The sequence below is a fragment of the Bowmanella sp. JS7-9 genome (genome assembly GCF_004329715.1).
GTDB classification, from domain to species: domain Bacteria; phylum Pseudomonadota; class Gammaproteobacteria; order Enterobacterales; family Alteromonadaceae; genus Pseudobowmanella; species Pseudobowmanella zhangzhouensis.
In genome coordinates this window covers 20,768-39,511 of the sequence record NZ_JXSY01000006.1, presented here as the reverse complement: position 1 = coordinate 39,511, position 18,744 = coordinate 20,768, and the positions used below count along the sequence as shown (strand labels likewise).

16 protein-coding genes are annotated in these 18,744 nt (G+C 53.5%); 7 read left to right on the top strand and 9 right to left on the bottom strand.

Annotated elements, in window-relative coordinates; genetic code table 11:
• The 3 genes from TK45_RS04520 to TK45_RS04510 all read left to right on the top strand — a co-directional run.
• Positions 1 to 471 (top strand): phosphotransferase (locus TK45_RS04520; protein WP_165490693.1); only part of this gene is annotated, 471 nt, incomplete at its 5' end.
• On the top strand, positions 471 to 1,163 hold the full coding sequence (locus TK45_RS04515) for a histidine phosphatase family protein (protein ID WP_131257451.1): 693 nt from the start codon (positions 471 to 473) through the stop codon (positions 1,161 to 1,163). The genes TK45_RS04520 and TK45_RS04515, both read left to right, overlap by 1 nt.
• Before the next feature lie 9 nt (positions 1,164 to 1,172).
• Complete coding sequence (locus TK45_RS04510; protein ID WP_131257450.1) at positions 1,173 to 1,925, top strand: SDR family oxidoreductase; 753 nt, start codon at positions 1,173 to 1,175, stop codon at positions 1,923 to 1,925.
• A gap of 17 nt (positions 1,926 to 1,942) precedes the next feature.
• Here the strand turns inward: TK45_RS04510 and TK45_RS04505 are convergent, their stop codons facing one another.
• The 6 genes from TK45_RS04505 to TK45_RS04480 all read right to left on the bottom strand — a co-directional run bounded on the left by TK45_RS04505 (position 1,943) and on the right by TK45_RS04480 (position 8,017).
• Positions 1,943 to 3,313, bottom strand: a complete 1,371-nt coding sequence (locus TK45_RS04505; RefSeq protein WP_131257449.1) for an O-antigen ligase family protein — start codon at positions 3,311 to 3,313, stop codon at positions 1,943 to 1,945.
• Positions 3,313 to 4,755 (bottom strand): lipopolysaccharide biosynthesis protein, encoded by a 1,443-nt coding sequence (locus TK45_RS04500; protein ID WP_131257448.1) that lies wholly within the window; start codon positions 4,753 to 4,755, stop codon positions 3,313 to 3,315. The genes TK45_RS04505 and TK45_RS04500 overlap by 1 nt, the downstream gene beginning before the upstream one ends.
• A gap of 2 nt (positions 4,756 to 4,757) precedes the next feature.
• On the bottom strand, positions 4,758 to 5,690 hold the full coding sequence (locus TK45_RS04495) for a DUF4114 domain-containing protein (protein ID WP_131257447.1): 933 nt from the start codon (positions 5,688 to 5,690) through the stop codon (positions 4,758 to 4,760).
• Positions 5,691 to 5,764: 74 nt separating this feature from the next.
• The gene (locus TK45_RS04490; RefSeq protein ID WP_131257446.1) at positions 5,765 to 6,214 is read right to left on the bottom strand and encodes a hypothetical protein; all 450 of its coding nucleotides are present in this window, start codon (positions 6,212 to 6,214) and stop codon (positions 5,765 to 5,767) included.
• On the bottom strand, positions 6,165 to 6,995 hold the full coding sequence (locus TK45_RS04485; RefSeq protein ID WP_131257445.1) for an archaeosortase/exosortase family protein: 831 nt from the start codon (positions 6,993 to 6,995) through the stop codon (positions 6,165 to 6,167). The genes TK45_RS04490 and TK45_RS04485 overlap by 50 nt, the downstream gene beginning before the upstream one ends.
• Before the next feature lie 2 nt (positions 6,996 to 6,997).
• Positions 6,998 to 8,017: a glycosyltransferase family 4 protein gene (locus TK45_RS04480; protein ID WP_131257444.1), complete on the bottom strand. Its 1,020-nt coding sequence runs from the start codon at positions 8,015 to 8,017 to the stop codon at positions 6,998 to 7,000.
• A gap of 209 nt (positions 8,018 to 8,226) precedes the next feature.
• On the opposite strand from TK45_RS04480, the gene TK45_RS04475 reads away from it, so the two are divergent.
• The 3 genes from TK45_RS04475 to TK45_RS04465 are packed head-to-tail and all read left to right on the top strand — an operon-like array spanning position 8,227 to position 12,759.
• Positions 8,227 to 9,069: an OmpA family protein gene (locus TK45_RS04475; protein WP_165490692.1), complete on the top strand. Its 843-nt coding sequence runs from the start codon at positions 8,227 to 8,229 to the stop codon at positions 9,067 to 9,069.
• Complete coding sequence (locus TK45_RS04470) at positions 9,059 to 9,433, top strand: PleD family two-component system response regulator (protein WP_131257442.1); 375 nt, start codon at positions 9,059 to 9,061, stop codon at positions 9,431 to 9,433. Before TK45_RS04475 ends, TK45_RS04470 begins: the two co-directional genes overlap by 11 nt.
• Positions 9,430 to 12,759, top strand: a complete 3,330-nt coding sequence (locus TK45_RS04465; RefSeq protein ID WP_131257441.1) for an ATP-binding protein — start codon at positions 9,430 to 9,432, stop codon at positions 12,757 to 12,759. Before TK45_RS04470 ends, TK45_RS04465 begins: the two co-directional genes overlap by 4 nt.
• On the opposite strand, the gene TK45_RS04460 is transcribed toward TK45_RS04465, so the two are convergent.
• Entirely contained in the window at positions 12,756 to 14,165 is a 1,410-nt protein-coding gene (locus tag TK45_RS04460; protein WP_131257440.1) for a sigma-54 dependent transcriptional regulator, read from the bottom strand. The genes TK45_RS04465 and TK45_RS04460 overlap by 4 nt on opposite strands.
• Positions 14,166 to 14,236: 71 nt before the next feature.
• On the opposite strand from TK45_RS04460, the gene TK45_RS04455 reads away from it, so the two are divergent.
• On the top strand, positions 14,237 to 15,754 hold the full coding sequence (locus TK45_RS04455) for a SpoIIE family protein phosphatase (protein WP_131257439.1): 1,518 nt from the start codon (positions 14,237 to 14,239) through the stop codon (positions 15,752 to 15,754).
• A 152-nt stretch (positions 15,755 to 15,906) separates the two neighbouring features.
• Here TK45_RS04455 and TK45_RS04450 read toward each other — a convergent pair whose 3' ends face one another.
• Positions 15,907 to 16,629 carry a hypothetical protein gene (locus TK45_RS04450; protein WP_131257438.1) on the bottom strand — a complete coding sequence of 241 codons (723 nt, stop codon included), beginning with the start codon at positions 16,627 to 16,629 and terminating at the stop codon, positions 15,907 to 15,909.
• Positions 16,630 to 16,639: 10 nt separating this feature from the next.
• Positions 16,640 to 18,736: an SLBB domain-containing protein gene (locus TK45_RS04445; RefSeq protein WP_131257437.1), complete on the bottom strand. Its 2,097-nt coding sequence runs from the start codon at positions 18,734 to 18,736 to the stop codon at positions 16,640 to 16,642.
• Positions 18,737 to 18,744 lie beyond the last annotated feature (8 nt).

Sequence of the window (18,744 nt, the reverse complement as noted above, 5' to 3'; positions counted from 1 at the left end):
CTGGCGGAAAATATGCCCGCCAGTGAACACATTTGCCTGACGCATAACGATTTTCGTTTTGATAATGTGGTACTCAACCCGGACAACCCGACAGAGGTTATCGGTGTGCTGGACTGGGAATTAGCCACGCTTGGCGATCCACTGATGGATTTGGGCAATACGCTGGCCTATTGGGTGGAAGCGGACGACGATTTTCTTGCCCAGTCGACCCGCCGGCAGCCAACCCATCTGCCGGGTATGTTTACCCGTAAACAGGTGGTGGAGTATTACTTGCAGAAAACCGGCCGCAGTGCCGAAGATTTTACCTTTTATGAGGTGTATGGCTTGTTCCGCCTCGCGGTCATCGCCCAGCAAATCTATTACCGCTACCACCATAAACAGACCCGTAATCCGGCGTTTAAAAACTTTTGGATTTTTGTGCACTACCTGCTGTGGCGCTGCAAAAAGGCGATTAAACAGGGGCGACGTTAATGGCGGTGATTTATTTAATTCGCCACGGGCAGGCCAGTTTTCACGCCGATGACTACGACGCGCTGTCGCCACTGGGACATCAGCAGGCCAGTTTGCTCGGCAAGGGGCTGGCGGCGCGGCATATTACGCCAGACCATGTGGTGGTTGGCGGCATGCTGCGCCATCAACAAACCATGCAAAATGCACTGGCGGAATTGGCCAGTGAGCATAGCCACACTCAGGATCCACGCTGGAACGAATATCCTCACCAGAACATTCTCGGAGTGTATGAACCGAATATGCTGACACCGGCCAGTACCCGTGCGTTTCTGGCCGGGCAGGATGATCCGATGGCGGTGTTGCAGCGCACTTTTATGCAGGCAATGGCGCGCTGGACCTCACAACCTGACAGCGATGAATACCAGGAAAACTGGCACAGCTTTAAAACCCGGGTCATCGATGGGCTGAGCGAGGTGCTGGCGCACCCGGCCAAAACCCAGCTGGTGTTTACCTCGGGAGGGCCCATCTCATTGGTGGCGAGTAAACTGCTTGGCTTAAAAGCCGAGGACTTTATGCGTATCAACTGGACACTGGTCAATGGTGGGGTGAGCAAAATTGTCACCCGCGGCAATGGCAAAGCCAGCCTGTCGACGTTAAACAATCATGATATTTTTGAGGTGTTGGGGGATAAAACCCTGATAACCTATAGCTAAGGACGTTTTATGTCAGTACGACAAAGCATTTTAATTACCGGTGCCAGTTCTGGCCTGGGGCGCGGTATGGCGATTGAATTTGCCAAACTGGGACGGGATCTGGCGCTGTGCGCCCGCCGTACCGAGCGACTGGAAGATCTCAAAGCGCAGTTGCTGGATATCAACCCAAATATCAAAGTGCTGGTTAAAGCGCTGGATGTGAATCAACACGAGGATGTATTCCGCGTGTTTCGTGAATTCCAGCAGGAATTCGGCAAGCTGGATCGGGTAATCGTTAATGCCGGGATGGGCAAAGGTGCCTCTGTCGGTACCGGTTACTTCCATGCCAACAAACAAACTGCAGAAACCAACTTTGTTGCGGCACTGGCGCAGTGTGAAGCGGCGATGGAAATCTTCCGTGAGCAAAACGCCGGGCATCTGGTGACCATTTCATCCATCAGCGCGGTGCGCGGTTTTCGCCGCGCGATGACAGTGTATGCAGCAACGAAAGCGGCGCTGACATCCATGTCCGAAGGCATGCGCATCGATGTGGCGAATACGCCAATCAGGGTAACCTGCATTCACCCGGGCTTTATCCGCAGTGAAATCAATGAAAAGGTCGAAAAAGTACCGTTTATTGTGGATACCGAAACCGGCTGCAAAGCCATGGTCGGTGCCATCGAAAAAGAAAAAGCCAATGCCTATGTGCCGTCCTGGCCGTGGGCGCTATTGCATTGGGTGCTGCGCATCGCGCCGGACAGCATGATCCGCAAAATGAGTTAAGCCAGTACCTTGCTGGCTCAGGGCAATGGCGGTGCGGGCAGACGCTGACAGTAGCGATCGACCGCGACGGCCAGCCCCATCAGAATATACAGGGGCCAGGTAAACCCCATGGTCAGGAATGTGCCGGAGATCATAAATCCGGCCAGCCCTGACAACGTCGCCTGCGCCAGTACACTGGCCCACACATGTTCCCGGCCGGGGTGTTTGTCCAGTTGCAGCACGCTCAATAATGCCAGTCGCACCACCATGATGATCATCACCACAAATACCATAAAACCCAGCAGTCCGGTCTCGGCCATTACGCCGAACCAGGTGCTGTGCACCGCATGGTTCTGACCATCCCAGAAATCACTGTACTGAAAATAGTTAGATAGAAAGTTATTCAGTCCGACGCCGGACACAGGGTGAGCCAACGCCATATTAAACGCCGCGTTCCATGCGTGTATGCGACCCATGGCAGACTCATCGATGCCCTCCTCATGGGCACCGCCAGAGGCGCGGTCGCTGACCCCAGCCAACACAAACAGCACCATCAGCGCCATGGCGCCAATCACGCCGAGCAAGAGTTTGGATTTTATTTTGCGGTAACCAAATACGCCGCTGACCGCACAGATCCCCAATAATCCACCGCGACTTTGGGTGGCAATGATGGCACTAAATACCGTTATGACCCCAATTAAGCCCAGCAGGGAGGCAAGCTTGCCGGTGTGTTTGGTGAGTAACATGGCCAGTGCGAAACTGGCTGGAAAGAGCAATACCAGGGCCAGATCGTTAGGATCGCCCAGCATCGAACCGATATCCCGCCCAATGGTGACCCGGGTACCTTCTACCAGACCAATGCCTGCCGCTTTATTGCTGAGTGCCACCACGCCGACGCACAATCCGGCGATGACAATAGACACCGCACTTACTGCGAAGTGGCGGCTGGTGGTGCACAACCAGGCGAACGCAATCAGGATAATCGCGATCTTGATATAGGTACCGGTATAACTGCCCATGGCTTCGGCACGGTTGGTAGCGACGAAAACGCCAATGGTGACCAGCATAAAAAATGTCGCGAAGATCCACAGTTCGCGGCTCCAGAATGGCTTGATATGGCCGGCAAACCAATTGAAGGCTAGTGACGCTAGTGTGCCAGCCGCCAACAACTGTGGGATGCGCAGCGGATACAACTGGGGAAAGACTTCGTGAATACGGAAAAATGAGAAAATCACAAAGCCGAGCATCAGTAAAAATGGGGCGCGCAGGGTCAGCACCAGCAGCAGTGGCAACAGCCCTGCACCGGCCAGAACAGGATGGGGGAGCTTCCACCAAATCAGGCCAAGCAGCACGCTAACAGTCGCAGCCACAGCAAACTGGCGGGACGATGACGTGCTGTCCGGCATCATCAGGGGTGGGCCTGTTGTGGCGAATTAAGCCGTGTAAATGGCAGCGCAACCAGGCGCAACAGGATGGCCAGTAACCAGACTCCGCTCACCGCGGCCACACCGGCCAGGGTGCGCAGCAGCACGTCGTTTAGCTGGCACAGGCTCAGGCCAAATAACAGGCTGATTAACACCAGCGCAACGAGGCGACGGTAGGCGAACGGCAGAGGCAAGCAACGCTGGCTGATCCAGATGGTGGCGACAAGTCGCGTGGTTAAAGCCAGCAAGGTCGCGAATATTGCGCCCCATGCGCCGTGCTCTGGGATCAATAGCAAATAGCCACATAGCGCCATTAGCGCCGCCACGCTGTCTATCATGGCGGGCAACCGGGTATGGCGCTGATAACATCCCATCACGAATAATCCGTTCATGGAATGCAGTACGGCGATCACCGCCATAAATGGCACATAGTCAGTGGCCGCATGATAAGGGGGTGGCGTGAGCCAGCGTACCAACACCGGACCGGCCATGCTGACCAGTAACGCGGCGCTCAGACCGATTAACACACCGATAGTGGTCATCCTGACGCAGCGCTGCGGGCCGTTAGCGCCCTGCAGGGTCGCGAAACGCCGAGGCAGCCACCACAATTCAAAGGGTTGGATCATCAGCGCTGTGACCAGCCCGAGCTTGGCAGCCAGAGCGTACAATGCCATGGCCGCCGGGCCGACTGCTCCGGCCAGTAGCCAGCGGTCAAAACTGCCTAATACAAAGCCGGCCATGCCAACCAGGATAAGGGGACTGCCATAGCGCAGGTAACCCAGAGTCGCGGTAAAATTAAATCGAATGCCGGTTTGGCGTAATTGCAGGCTAAACAGCCATATACCAACCGCAGTGGCGGCCAGTAAGCTTGCCCACATGACACCTGTAACGCCGAAGCCTGCGGTGAGAAATGCTACAGCCAGCGCCGCTTGCGCTACCACGCGGGCGATGCTGAGCCACGCATAACCGGCAGCGTCTTCATTGAGGCGCAAATAGCTCAGCGATAAGGTACTGACACCGCCAATGGCAAGACACCCCAATAACAGCCTGACCTGTAACAGCGATACGTCACCGGGTAGCCAGTGCTGAATAGTCGGCGCGGCCAGTTGGGTAATGAGTAGGGTGAGCAAACCGATAATCAGCGCCATACCCAGTAAATCGGCTGCGACCTGTTGCTTTTGCTGGTGGGTTTCCGCCGCGCCAGCAAAGCGGAACAGGGTATCCGCCAACCCCATACCAATCACGATGCTCAATAAATCTGCCAGGGTTTGCAGAATGTCCAGCCGGCCATAGTCAGCCACGGTCAGCGAGTGAGTCATGACCGGAATAAGCAGTAAGCCGACACCTTTTACCGCGGCCAGTGACACTGCGTACAACAGCGCCTGTTTCATTGCGTCAGGTAATGCCTGCCAGCGCCGACCAAACATGTTCAGGCACTCTTACGTGGGGTGGATGGGCGAAACTGAAACCAGATTGGCCAGATAAACAAGCCCGCCCATAACCAGCCCAGCGAGCTGCCAAGGCCCGGCATCGGTGCGGCGGCAATGGGCAATTTATTGGCGGACACTGCGCTGTAGGGATCGGTCTGGACAATAAAAATCGCGTCGTTAAAGTCGTTATCGCCGTAGGGGCGCAGCAAATCTTCAAAACCCACGATGATGTCGGAGCTGGTGTCAGTGGCGAACATCATGGCGACGTGGCGGGCGTTGTCATCGTAATTGGTTAAGGTGGCACTGGCATCGTTTTCCGGGTTGAGGAAATCCAGCGTATAGAAGGTGTTGAGATTGGTGTTTACGTCCGTCCCATTCCACGCATTGGCAATAACGAAAAAGCCTGTGGTGGTGCCGGCTTCGAACACCAGCCCATCAGAGATACTGATGCCACTGTCGGTGTAGCTGAAACTGCCTCCACCAATAACGGTGGTATCGCCGGCTTGCAATGTACCGCCACCGCCTGCTTCAGAGAAGTTATTGAAAATCATGCCGACATTAACGGACTCCACCATGCTTAATTCATCAATGCTGATGATGCCGTTGTTGTTCAGGTCGATGTCACCGAAAGACAGGTTATCAAACGCGCCGGCTTCAAAATTAAAATAGCCCACTGAATTTCGAAAACCGGCACCTTCATCGACGAAGGTAATCGCCATCTGGGCATCTTCGGAGAAGGTTATATTAGGGTTAAATTCATCGCTTAGGAATGCGGCGTTGACCTGATAGGACTCAGGCAGTGCCTCGGTCACAGTTTTGAGTAATTCCGGATCCAGCTCGGTGCTGGTGAGATTATCCGGCGTTTCCTGTCCGTACGCAGACAGTGAACTGGCACAGACAACCATAACGGACAAAGCCAGGCGGTTTTTCATGGTGTGTACTCCTCATCCAGGGCAACCGGTAAAGGACTGACAGCAGATGCTGTGCCAACCCTCTACCTTGGTGCTCAAACAAAGCCGCTTTCCAGCGCACAGCGGCCAAATCGTTGAAACTGCAAAATCTGTGGTTCCGGGTGTCCAGACATTGCACTGGTCAGCCTATGCCACCAGAATCCCAGGGTCGGAAATGTGTCCGTCACTTTGCCGTTAAACACATAGCCAGTGCGGGTTGGCACTAAATCATGGGCACTGGCCATCAGGTGTTGGTTTTCACTGTTGCGCTCGCTCACATGCAGGAAGATCTGGGTGTGGCACAGGGTACTTTCATACACCCAAACCGGGTATTGCTGGGTCGCGAAAAAGCGCAGTTGGCCACGTAAAATCAGTTGATGATGGTCAGCCTGCTGGCGAATTGTTTTCGCAATATCGGACGCATTTTGCTGCGGCTGGCCACCTGCCATTCCCATTTTAAGAATGAGCGTCAGCAACACGCACAGTGTCAGTATTCTGGGATACATAGCGTCGGTGACTCCAGTAGATAAACAGCAGGGTATAAGCGACCTGCCACAGGTCGAACAGGGCTTTACCGTCGAGATTGTGAAAGTACTGGTAGCTGTCGGCGTCCTTGAGTAGTAACAGCAGACGCACCAGATTGGTTAGCAGGGTCAGGGTCATCAACAGGATGGCGTGAACAATGGCTGCTGGTGGCCAGCGACCGTGCAGAAACAGCAAGGTACAGGACCAACTGAGTAGCACCAATGACAAATTCTGATAACTGCTACAGCCGGTCAGGATAAGTAATTGGTGTCCATTGGCGTGTTGCAGCACATTGCCGTTTTGTTGCACCGCCCAGCCAAGCAGTTGGCTTATCCGGTGCACCATGGAGGCATCTGCCATTAACACCGATTCGGAAAATAACTCAAGAATGACGGCAGCCAGCGGCTCGCGCAGCGCCACACAAAAGCCAATCCAGAAGGCCGCTTTTTCCGTGCTGTAGCACGCGAAAATCGCACAAACACAGGCCACTACCACCCAGGCTAATGTGGCACTGGGTACCAGCAACAACAGCAGGCAGCCAGATAAGCACAGTGTGGCGATGGGCGCTAATGTCACAGTGGTGAGCTGTGAGCTTCGCACCAATAACATAACCAGAATCAGGCACACGCTAAGGGGAATAGTCCAGTCTGCCTGTGGGTTGCTCAGGGCCTGCGCCACCGGAGGCCACAGCGCGTGGGCGAGACACAGGGCCAGCAGGCCCTGTTGTAGTCTTGGCGACCAGAACACAGAGGCGATTGCCATGGTTATCCCACTGCGCGGGTATACATATCAAGGAAAACAGGTAACTGCGCGGCGCAGGAAAATTGTTGTTGGATTAACTGACGACAGCGCTGTGCCATTGCAAAGCGTTCATTCACTGGCATGGCCTGCCACGCCAGTAGTGCGGTTTTTAACTGTTCAGGCTGCGCCGGATCGCACAACCAGCCGGTTTCGCCGGGAATCACGCAGCGGCGCAGATCACCTACATCATTGGCGATAACAGGAATTCCCCGTGACAGGGCCTCCAATGCCACCATGGGTAAGCCTTCATGCAGGGACGGAATACACAGCACGCCAATTTTTGGCCAAACCGGGGTCATATCGTCGACCGCACCATGAAATGCTAGCTGCCCGCGGTATTGTTCGCGCAAATCGTTCAGTAATGGCCCGTCGCCATAGGCAGAGAAATATAGTGTTGGGTGCTGAGCGGCCAACTCACAAAAGGTCGTGATGCCTTTTTCCTGACTGAAGCGGCCCACGAAGGCTACCGTATTGGGGCTTTTGGTAACGCGCATATAGGTTGGCATCGACACGAAATTCGCCACGACGGTGGCGCGCTGCCATACATCCGCGGCGATGGCATCACTGACGGCGATAGCCGGTGCCAACCAGGCAGTGCAATGGTCAAGACGGCGGTACCAGGCGACCCGCCCCTGACCGGGCTCACCGGAATGATACGAGCTCACCACCGGGATCCCCAATGTTTTGCTAAACAACCGACCCAAAATGCCTGCTTTATAGCCATGGGTATGCAATACCGCAGGGCGGTGGGTTTTAAGCAGTTGCCACAGCCCGCCGGGATGTTCATTGGCATAACGAACCGGCACGCCTTCGCGCTGTAAGCGCGCGACCAAGGGGTGCGTGCCATAGTTGACCATAAACACCACTTCTACCCGGTAAGACTGATGGTGTAATCCAACGGACAGGTTTTCAATGTGGGCCTCAATGCCACCAAATGCGCGGCTATCGACCAGTAACCAGATTAATTCTGCACAACGATTCATACCTCTACCTCATTGTTTGTCGGATTGAACTGGCTGCAGCTTGCAATTTGCTGGGTGCTTTCGACATTGTGATTCGCAGTTTGCGAAAATTGCTGTCCCCAGTTGCGTCTACCGCCCGTTTTTTCTGTACTACGCATACGGCATGCCATTTGCAATGTCACCTGCAGGACTCGCACTGCCACATTGGCTTACTCACATCAGGAGCATTTATGAACGCTCGACGTCGATGGATTTGGATAGCAATAGGTTGGTTACTGTTGGCCGGGTGTCAGACCTGGCCGCCAGCGGGACAAGGGGGCTTTGCCGAACACACCAATCCCGCACCGGATTGTGTGGAGCTCAACAGTGGTAGCCAGATTGGCACACTGGATCAACGCCTGGGCTGTGCATTGCGTCGTCAGCAGATCCTCGAACGTACCGGTGCTCATTTAAAATCACCGGCGCTGGTGATCCGCGCAAATCAGCATGCCAATCGGGTGCGGCGGGAACTGGTTGGCGGTTTGTACGACGATGCGTCCATCGATTTGGAAATCTACTGCGCGATCCTGGATGAAATAGAGCGGCAGATGATGCTCAGCGCCAGCGGCGCAGCCAAAGCACTGGCCGAGGAACGACTGGCGGCGAATCAGCGTCTTGTGGAGGAGCGGGCGGCGCTGGCTGCGCCTAAGACGGATAACATGGCGGAGGTGTTGGGGATCCTGAACAACAGTGCGTTTTTCGCCCATGACTCCTATGAGCCGAACCCCTTGTATGTGTCATTGCTGACGCGCTATGCAGGTCAGCTGAGCCGTGTGCCTATGATGATTGTTGGCCACGCAGATGATACCGGTAGCGAGGAATACAACCTCAGACTGGGCATGCAGCGGGCAGATGCAGTCAGACAGTTACTCATTCAGCACGGGATAGACAATACTCTACTGTGCGTGACATCCAGCGGGAAAAGTACCCCCGCATTCAGTGGTGAGCAGGCGTCCCACCGATTGGTGAACCGTCGGGTCGCAATCCATCAGGGACGATGCGATATGTCAGGTGAGGTGAGCTATGTCGACTAATCCAATGGCGCTGATTATTGAGGATGATCACTCCCAGGCCATGCATTTACTGGCCATAGTCAAAAATTATCTGAAAATGTCGGTATTGCATGCGACGTGCGCGGAAGATGGCTATCAGCTGGCGATGGGATTGCGGCCATCGCTGATTCTGCTGGATTTACATTTACCGGATGCTCATGGATTGGAGTTACTGTGCCGAATCAAATGCAAACCGGAGCTGCGCGCTATTCCGGTGCTGGTGGTCAGTGCGGACAAATTGATTGGCACCATCGAAGATGCATTTTCGTTGGGTGCTGAAGGCTATTTGAAGAAACCCTTTAACCGTAATCAGCTACTCTCATCTATACAGGAGATGGGGTTATGATGCAGCAGCAATCAATTTTTACCGATGCACTCAATGAGCAGGGCAAACACCAGCCTTCGCGACGCACATTCATGTGGGCATTGCTTAAAAATTGGTGGTTTGTGTTGCCGCTGTTTTTGATTTGCTGGTTACCGGTGTGGATTCTGACCACCCTGTACATAGACGATGTAGAACGCGATTTTAAGCAAACGACCGATGCGGTTGGGGAATTGCAGGCATCGGTGTTGCGGCTCAACTTAAAGCGCAACATCTCGACCGCAGACATTTTGGCGGGCTTTGTTGAGATCAATCAGGGCGATGTAAACGGCTTTGAACAAAATGCCGAGATCCTATACCGCTCGATTGGTGGTATCTCTGCGTTGCAACTGGCCAAAGACGCGAAAATTTCACATATCTTTCCGCTAAAAGGCCATGAAGCGGCTATGGGGCATGATCTATTACATGATGATCTACGCCGCAAGGAAGCCTATATCGCCATCAGCTCCGGTAAAATCACGGTCGCCGGGCCGTTTAATCTCAAACAGGGCGGTTACGCGCTAATTGCCCGCCGACCGGTGTTCATTCCTGATTATCATAGCCAGATTATGCAATATCCCAACTTTTGGGGATTCGCTAACGTGCTGATTATGTTTGACAAAGTCCTCGAAGATGGCGGCCTTGATACCTTGACGGCGCAAGGATTTGACTACGAACTATGGCGTTTTCATCCCGATACGGGCCAACCTCAGTCGCTGGCAGGCCAAGCGGGGCTGCGCGAAAACCCACTGAGTAGCTTTGAAATCCAGCTGCCCAATGCCTTGTGGTATCTGGCCGTGCAACCTCGGTTTGCGGCGTTGTCCACCAGTCAGGAAGTGGCAATAACCACACTCAACTTGTTAGTGCCGGCATTGTTGACGCTGTTATTTTCACTGATTGTACGTCGCCGTGAAACCTTGCATGGGTTAGTGCAACAACGCACCGCCGAGTTGAACAATGCCAGAGTCAGGTTGTGGTCGCTACAGCGTAAATTGAGCCTGATTGTCGATAATGCCGGTGATGCCATTTTTGGTGTCAATTGCCAGGGCAAGCTCAGTTTTATCAATCCCAGTGCGCAAACCCTGTTGGACGTTAGCGCAGACAATACCGACGAGTTTGTGCTGTTTGAACGGTTACAAATGCCGCATAAAGATCCGCACAAATTCGCTGAGTTGATCAGAAATGGTCAGGCGTTTCGGTGTAACGTAGGGCATTTGCTCAAGCAAGGCGGAGATGCCATTCCGGTTACCTTCAGTTGTAACCCTATCAGCGAAAATGGTCGCACATTAGGCGCGGTGGTGACCCTGTCAGATATTAGTGAGCGTCAGCATATGGAACAGCGCATGCGCATTGCCTCACGGGCGTTTGAAACCCCCGAAGCGCTGGTAATAACTGATCGGGACGGTCAGATCCTGATCGTTAACGCCGCATTCTGTGACATGTTCAAAACCTCTCAGTCCAAAGTGCGCGAAGCGATGGTGCAGCAGGTGATCAGCGATCCGCAAAGTGAATTGCACAGCCGTGTAAGAAACGGACTTCGTGATCATACCCACTATAGTGAGGAAGTGACGTTGCAACGTCGTAACGGCGAGGCCTTTATGGCGTGGCTGCGGGTCGCCAAGGTGCACGACGAAGTGTTAAACCAGACGAACTTTGTCATCCATGTCGCGGATATATCAGAGCGAATTCGTCAGCGCCAGGAACTGGAAAAAGCCCGTGATGATGCGGAGCGCGCCAGTAAGATTAAGTCGGAATTCTTAGCGGTTATGAGTCATGAAATCCGCACCCCTCTGCATGGTGTGATGGGGCTGATGGAGCTGTTGGAAGATACTGATTTGAATATTCAGCAACAACATTATCTGGAAACGGCGCAAAGCTCGGGGCAAGCTTTGCTGGATTTGATCAACGATATTCTCGATTACAGTAAGGTGGAAGCCGGCCAGTTACAGTTAGAGAACGTACCGGCCTTCCTGCCCGGATTAGTGGATGCCATCGAGCTGCTGATGCGCCCCAAAGCACAGGAGAAACGCTTGACGCTAAGGGTAGAAATCGACAAAGCCTGTCCCCGTTATGTCATGGTCGACGAAGGCCGATTGCGCCAGATACTGCTGAATATGGTTAGTAACGGGATCAAATTTACCGAGCACGGTAAAGTGCAGATTAAAGTACAGTGTCAGCATATAGATGACAGCATGGCCTACTTACGTTTTATGGTTAAAGACAGTGGAGTAGGCGTTGCCGAAGCGGATCATGAGCGGTTATTCCAGCGGTTTACCACACTAGACCCGTCCTATTCCCGCCGCTTTGGTGGTACAGGGCTGGGGTTGTCGATTTGTCGTGAACTGGTGATATTGATGGGCGGGGAAATTGGCGTGAACAGTGAACCCGGTGTCGGCAGCGAATTTTGGTTTACCGTGCCGGTGCGTTTGGCGCAGGGTTACGGCAATGCAGATGAAGACAAGGAACGGGAGAGTCAGATGAATGCCTATCAACCGGTAAAAATTCTGGTCGCAGAGGATGTGGTGACCAATCGCCTGGTGATTAAAGCCATGCTGGAAAGCGCCGGACATAAAGTGACATTGGTTGAAAATGGTATTCAGGCCTTGCAGGCGGTGCAGATGACAGATTATGCGCTGGTGCTGATGGATGTTTCTATGCCGGAAATGGACGGGCATACCGCTACCCAGGAAATCCGTAAGTTAACCTCGCCAAGTTCACATGGCGTGATCATTGCGTTAACGGCGCACACCATGGAGTCGGAAATACAACAGTGTTTAGACAGTGGTATGGATGATGTGTTGACCAAGCCGGTAGGTAAACGGGCATTGTTGGATAAGATTCAGCATTGGGTGGATGAAAGACAACTGGTACCGCTGCGTCCGGAAATGAATGGATTGGCCGGACAGCCGGAAGTGAGGGATGCGGCGGGAAGCGCAGCCGACAGCGATGGCATTGACTGGACCGTGGTGTTTCAGATGGGCGAAGACGTCGGCTTTGAAGTCGTGCCGGAACTGGTGAGTATCTTTGTGAATGATACCCTGACGCGGCTGGATGCGGTTGAAGACGCCATTGAACTCAACGATTTAACCGAATTGCAGCGCCTGACCCATGCGCTGGCCAGTAGCTGTGGCTCTTACGGACTCACGCCCCATGCTGAGTCGGCCAAACGGATTGAATTTGCTTGCAAAGAGGGCGATGTGACCCGTGCGGTTAGCGAAGCGACCCGCTTAGTAGCCGGTTGCCACAGCAGTTTGCAAATTATGTCAGCCACCTTAGAACAACGTTTACAGACTCACCGGCGCATCAGTTAACTACTGCGCCAGGAGGATTTTTTACGGTAAATCGTCGCGGGGCTGATACCGAGTAATACCGCCGCTTCCGGTATATTGCCGTCACAAAAATCGATGGCCTGTTCGATAGCATCCCGTTCCATGTCTTCCAGTTTGCGAACCTTGGGTTGCACGGGGCTGGAGCCGACGCTTTGTACGCTTGATGCGGACGATGACGTGGGCAGCGGCTGGGTTACTGTGTGTTTCGCTGCGGTATTAAGTGGGGCTGGCAGCATGTCCAGCGTGACAGACTCACTGTTATTCAGCACCACCACATTACGAATGACATTCTGTAATTGGCGGATATTGCCGGGCCAGTGGTAAGCCCTGAGTCTCTCAATTACATCCGTATCAAACGCTTTGAATGCTTTATTTTCTTCTTGGCTGTATTGGCTGAGAAAGACATTGGCAATTTCCAGGAAATCATCGCCGCGTTCCCTTAGCGGGGGTAATGAGATGGGTAACACATGCAGGCGATAATATAAATCTTCGCGGAAGCGGCCTGCTTCGACTTCTTCCAGTGGATTGCGATTGGTTGCACAAATTATGCGTACATCCACTTTTTGTAATTGGCCGGAACCAACCGGTTGTACGCTGCCAGTTTGCAAAAAGCGAAGCAATTTGGGTTGCAATTCGAGGTCCATCTCACAAATTTCATCTAAAAACAGGGTGCCTCCATCGGCTAGCGTGGCGGCGCCATCGCGATTATTCAGCGCGCCGGTGAAGGCGCCTTTGACATGGCCAAAGATCTCGCTTTCCATCAGATCTTTCGGAATTGCCCCGCAATTCAAGGCGATAAAGGGTTTATCTGCGCGGGGACTGTGTTGATGAATCGCTTCGGCACACACCTCTTTGCCGGTACCACTCTCACCGACGATAAACACAGTCGCTTTGGAACTCGCCGCGGATTCGATAATCCGGTACACAGATTGCATTGGTAATGACGAACCAATAAAACCGGAGAAGGTATGCTGGGGCAACGTCTGTTTGTATTGCGACACCAGTTTTCGCAGTTCAAGGTTTTCCGCCACATTATGGAATGTGGTCAGCAGGCGTTCTTTGGCAAAAGGTTTGACCAGAAAGTCCCGTGCGCCCAATTGCATCGACTCCACGGCGGTTTTGACCGAAGCGTTGGTGGTCATCACGATAATCTCGGTCTGCAGTTTGCGTTGTTTGACCTCGCGCAGGATGTCCAGCCCATCCATGTCCGGCAGATGCAAATCCAGCAGCAGAATATCTGGTGGCGCATTGCCAGCCAGTTTGTCGAGGGCATCTTTACCTTTGTAGGCCGCATCCACATTGACGTTGGAACGTTGCAGATAGGTTTTGATCAAAGCACTGGTACTGATGTCATCTTCGACCAACAGCACCGTAGGGGTATAGGACATAATCAGAGACCCGCACTAAAACCTTTTAGTCTCCCTAACCTAGCAGTCTTATCAGTTGGAGACAATCCACCGTGACCAGATTAGTTTACCAGCAAGCATTTATCCCCAGCCCTGACAGCGCCCGTGCCATACGCGAACAGATCCGTCAGGTATTGCAGAATTTAGGTGCGGCAGAGCAGACAGTGCGGCCCATGGAGTTGGCAGTGTCTGAGTGGATAATGAATCTAGCCACACACTCTCGCCCCTATGTACAAAATGCATCGATAAGTTTGCAACGTGCCGATGGCCAGTGGCTGTTTGCGGTCAATGATGATGGCGGCGAATTTGTCGGTTTTAATGACGTGCCGCAGCTCCCGGACGATCCCCTGCAGGCGTCAGGGCGCGGGTTATATTTGTTGCATCAGGCCTGCCCCAATGTAGCGTATTTGCCGGGCAATGCCCGCAACAAGCACAATCAGCTGATCCTGCCGATCAGTGAATTAGTGCAGGATAAACCACGTATTTTACTGGTTGATGATGATCCTTCTCAGGTCGCGCTGCTAAGTGCTTATCTTGCCAGGCAGTACGCAGTCCACACCTGTTGTAGTGGCCAGCAAGCATTAGATCGTTTGCATAATGAAACGTTTGATTTGGTGATATCCGATATTGATATGCCGGACATGGGCGGCATTGAGTTACGCGAGCGTCTGCTCGGCAATCCCAGCCTGGATACCTTACCCTTTATCTTTGTGAGCGGCTCTGAACAGGTGCGTGAACCTCATGTGGTGTCGGAATTGGCTATCGATGACTTTTTGCGTAAGCCGGTGCGGCATGAACAGTTGCATGCAGTAGTCAGCCGGGTGCTGGAGCGCAGCGCGCAAATGCGCCGGCGCCTGAGTGATTATTTTGATAAGCAACTGACCGCCTGCTTACATCCGCAACTACCAGACAATGGGCGTTGGATGCAGGCGCAGGTATGGAGCCGCGCAGCGACGGCAGGAGGAGGTGATCTGATTCAATATGTGGAACAACCGCAGCAGGAGCTGGTGATATTCGCTGATTTGATGGGCCATGGTGCCAGCGCCAAATTTGCCGCACATTTAGTCGGCGGCTATGTGCGCGGGTTATTGGCGGCCAGTCCGGATCAGCCTTCCCCCGCGGCGTTGATGTCGCGATTGTCGGCTGCGCTTTACCACGACAAGTTACTGGCCCATACCCTGATGACCTTGTTTATCGTGCGATTCTGCAGTGCCCACCATATCGATCTGGTGAACGCCGGACAGCCTCGGCCATGGTGGTTTGATGGTGAGCGCTGGAAACAACTTAACCTGGGCGGCAGTTTGCCCGGGATGCAAGCCAATGCAGCCTATTCGCAGTGTCGAATCCCGCTGGCGCCCGGTCAGTTTGTTTTGCTGTGTAGTGATGGTGTGTGGGAGGTCGGTAGTTCAGCGCAGGAGCGCGCCTACAATGAGAAAGTGTTGATGCAGCTGATCAGTAATAATCGACACCCAGACAGGCTGCTGGCGAAAATCAAAGCCTGGTATCAACAGGTGTGTCCGCTCGGTGGACGGGATGATACGACCATTGTGCTGCTAGGTCAGCGTGGCTGACAGTAGATTGTTCGTTAAACAACTGGCACTTATCGTTCGTTACCTTCTGATTTGTACTCTGTTCAAAGAATCGCTGGCACGACCGAATACTGAGGGCCGTGTTGGACTGCCCGCCTTTCGCAAGATGTACTGGCGAGTTGAAATAGTCTGGCTTACACCTGAAAGTTTATGACCTGACTGCGGTTGATGCGCTGTTCTAACCAGCGGGATAAGCGCGGAAACCACCTGGCAATGCGGGTCAGTTCTCTGTTCATTTCAGAACGCAACCCCGGGTTATATTGATCATTGATAATGCAGCCACCGATGTTGGCATGATGGCTTTCTAATATTCGTCTGGCGTCTGCCACACGATGTTCATGACTTTTTCCCGCGAGCAACACCAGTAAAGTTTGGTCGGCGACTGAGGCCAACAGCGCCGGGGGAATATTTTGCTGATTACGACGATTCAAGGGCGAAGCATCGATAATAATGCGCTGATATTTTTCACGCAGGGCAGTTAACAGCAAATGCAGCTGAGTTTTATCACGAAATTGCCAACTGCCTTCGCCCAGATGAGGCGCACACAGGCAATCCAGATTCGGCTGTGACGTCGCTTGAATGGGCAAGTTTTCCAGCCCTGCAGAGGGTAACCAGGGGGCGCGGGACAGGTTTAGCCAGCTATCCAGTGTCGGTGACGCGGTATTGAGTTCCAGTAATAGTGTGCTGTGTGTTGATAACGCAGCGCGGCGCGCCAGCGTCAATGCCATACAGCTTACCCCCTCGCCGCCGTCCGGGCCGACCACCAGTGTTACCGGATGATGACTGGTACACTGATTGTGAATCGTCTCAATTTCGGCGAAGTGCAAGGGTAACGAACGAACCATGGGCAACGACATAAGCTGACTCCTACAAGAAAGACACCAACGCGACCACGCTGAGGCTATCGCGCAGTATTTTGGAAAAGGTGTTCCAATTGCTCTGCTCGGCACCCGGGATATATACCGTGTCTCCGCTGCGCAGAACGGGTAACGAAGTGAAATCAGCGCTTTGCGCGAAGGCTTCTAAATCAAACACCCGCGCCTGATCCTGTTTTTGCCCTTTATTGATGACGACAATGCGATCCTGCAGCGCATCAGGCAACGGCCCACCCGCTTCGGCGAGCAAGTCCAATAATGTCATGTCATCGGAAAAGGTATAGCGACCGGGACGGGCGACCGCACCGAGTACGCGAATAGTGCTTTCCTTGCTGCGTTGCAGCCAGTCTCTGGCGGTATCGGGTACGAATATGACATCTTCTGGCAGCACGGGCGGCAGCAGATTTTCGTCACCACTTTCGAAGTAAAGGTGCAGGTTAATTCTGCTCACTTCCTGAATATCGCCATTGCGATGGGAAATGCGAATATTGGCCAGGTCGGCGCGCGCAGTGGGGCCTTGTGCCGCGGCCAGAATATCCAGAAAGTTCAAATCTGCGTTAAAGGCGTAGCGTCCCGGCGCGCCAACCTGACCCATAATGTAAATGGAGCTGGCGCTGGATTGGCGTACCCATTGTGAGCGGTTGTCATTGGGATCTTTCGGTAACTCAGGCAGCACCACCGTGGCACCGGCCATGACTGGCGGCAACGGGATGTCGGCCTTTTCCAGATAGCGTTTGAGGTTAAAGATGGCAGGCTGGGCCGGGCCGGATTCTGAGTCGGGTGGAATGATTTGCAGATGAGCCGTGTCTGCCGAGGCATTGGGTCCGCCTGCATGGGCAATTAAATCCAGTAGCCCCATTTCCGCCGACCATTCATAGCGTCCCGGGCGCAGCCAGGCACCGATGACACGGACCGCGCGATGGGTGGGAATTTTCAGCCATGACTTTTCGTTCATGTCGGTTTTTTCCGGGATGAAAATAGCGTCACCGGGCAGTACCGGTGGCAAGGCAATCCCTGAACCTTCTGTATAGGCCTGCAAGTCGACCGGGATCGTTTGGCCATCTGGCTTCAGTACCCTAATTTGGCGGGTTTCGGCAAAGCGGGTTGGTCCGCCTGCATTGGCGAGAATATCGAGAAATTTAGCGTTTTCTTTGGTTTCGTAGGCGCCGGGCTGAAACACTTCACCCATTACATAGACAGTGCGTGCGCCGGTTTTAATCTGCTCAGTGGCCTGAGGCACAAAAATCACATCGCCGGGCGCCAACGCCGGCATTAAACCACTGTCGCCGGTATCGAGATATTCACGCATGTTAAAAGGGGAGGGTTTGCCTTTGCTGATTACGCGGATTTGTTCTATTCCGGCGTAACGGGTAACGCCACCTGCGCGCATCAGCATATCGATCACCGAAAATTCGCGCTTGTGAGCAAAAGAGCCGGGGCGATGAACCTCACCAAACACCGTGATGGATTGTTGTTCATTGGCGGCATCGCCCGCTGAGGTGAGCGTTTTGGCATCAAACTCTACCTGCACATTACCGGTAAGGGGGGAGGCGGGCACAAAAATCTCATCCAGTGGCTGTAAAGCAGGGATCAACGCCGGGTTACCCGTGTCCAGATAGGCTTTGTAATTGAATACGGTGACATCGCCGTTTCGGCGTATCTGCAGTTGATCCAGTTGCGCGCCCTGGGTTAACCCACCGGCGCCGTTTATCGCCATTTGCACCGTGGCATGGTTGGGCAAGTACACCAGCCCCGGCGATTTTACGTAACCCAATACCAGAATGGCGAGACGGCGTTCGACCAGTTTGATACTGAGACGTTCGACGTTCTTAAACGCAGTTTGCAATCGCTCTGTGAGCGTTACCTGAGCGTCGGCTAACGTTAACCCACGCAAAGTAATTTCGCCCACTTCGGGTAGCCTGACCTGACCCTGCGTATCGATATCAAAGGGCGCATCGAAGTCAGCTTCGCCGGGTAATACGATCAAGATGCGATCGCCTTCCTGTAAGGTAACCGGCGGCTGCTGCGCCAGCGCACTGTTTATGACCACGCTAAATAACCATATCACCACTGTTATCCAACTACGCATGGTGCACC

What these genes read in the sequence shown, in the direction of transcription:
- TK45_RS04515 (WP_131257451.1), top strand. Translation starts at nt 471, where the DNA reads ATGGCGGTGATTTATTTAATTCGCCACGGGCAGGCCAGTTTTCACGCC.
- TK45_RS04510 (WP_131257450.1), top strand. Translation starts at nt 1,173, where the DNA reads ATGTCAGTACGACAAAGCATTTTAATTACCGGTGCCAGTTCTGGCCTG.
- TK45_RS04505 (WP_131257449.1), bottom strand. Translation starts at nt 3,313, where the DNA reads ATGATGCCGGACAGCACGTCATCGTCCCGCCAGTTTGCTGTGGCTGCG.
- TK45_RS04500 (WP_131257448.1), bottom strand. Translation starts at nt 4,755, where the DNA reads ATGTTTGGTCGGCGCTGGCAGGCATTACCTGACGCAATGAAACAGGCG.
- TK45_RS04495 (WP_131257447.1), bottom strand. Translation starts at nt 5,690, where the DNA reads ATGAAAAACCGCCTGGCTTTGTCCGTTATGGTTGTCTGTGCCAGTTCA.
- TK45_RS04490 (WP_131257446.1), bottom strand. Translation starts at nt 6,214, where the DNA reads ATGTATCCCAGAATACTGACACTGTGCGTGTTGCTGACGCTCATTCTT.
- TK45_RS04485 (WP_131257445.1), bottom strand. Translation starts at nt 6,995, where the DNA reads ATGGCAATCGCCTCTGTGTTCTGGTCGCCAAGACTACAACAGGGCCTG.
- TK45_RS04480 (WP_131257444.1), bottom strand. Translation starts at nt 8,017, where the DNA reads ATGAATCGTTGTGCAGAATTAATCTGGTTACTGGTCGATAGCCGCGCA.
- TK45_RS04475 (WP_165490692.1), top strand. Translation starts at nt 8,227, where the DNA reads ATGAACGCTCGACGTCGATGGATTTGGATAGCAATAGGTTGGTTACTG.
- TK45_RS04470 (WP_131257442.1), top strand. Translation starts at nt 9,059, where the DNA reads ATGTCGACTAATCCAATGGCGCTGATTATTGAGGATGATCACTCCCAG.
- TK45_RS04465 (WP_131257441.1), top strand. Translation starts at nt 9,430, where the DNA reads ATGATGCAGCAGCAATCAATTTTTACCGATGCACTCAATGAGCAGGGC.
- TK45_RS04460 (WP_131257440.1), bottom strand. Translation starts at nt 14,165, where the DNA reads ATGTCCTATACCCCTACGGTGCTGTTGGTCGAAGATGACATCAGTACC.
- TK45_RS04450 (WP_131257438.1), bottom strand. Translation starts at nt 16,629, where the DNA reads ATGTCGTTGCCCATGGTTCGTTCGTTACCCTTGCACTTCGCCGAAATT.
- TK45_RS04445 (WP_131257437.1), bottom strand. Translation starts at nt 18,736, where the DNA reads ATGCGTAGTTGGATAACAGTGGTGATATGGTTATTTAGCGTGGTCATA.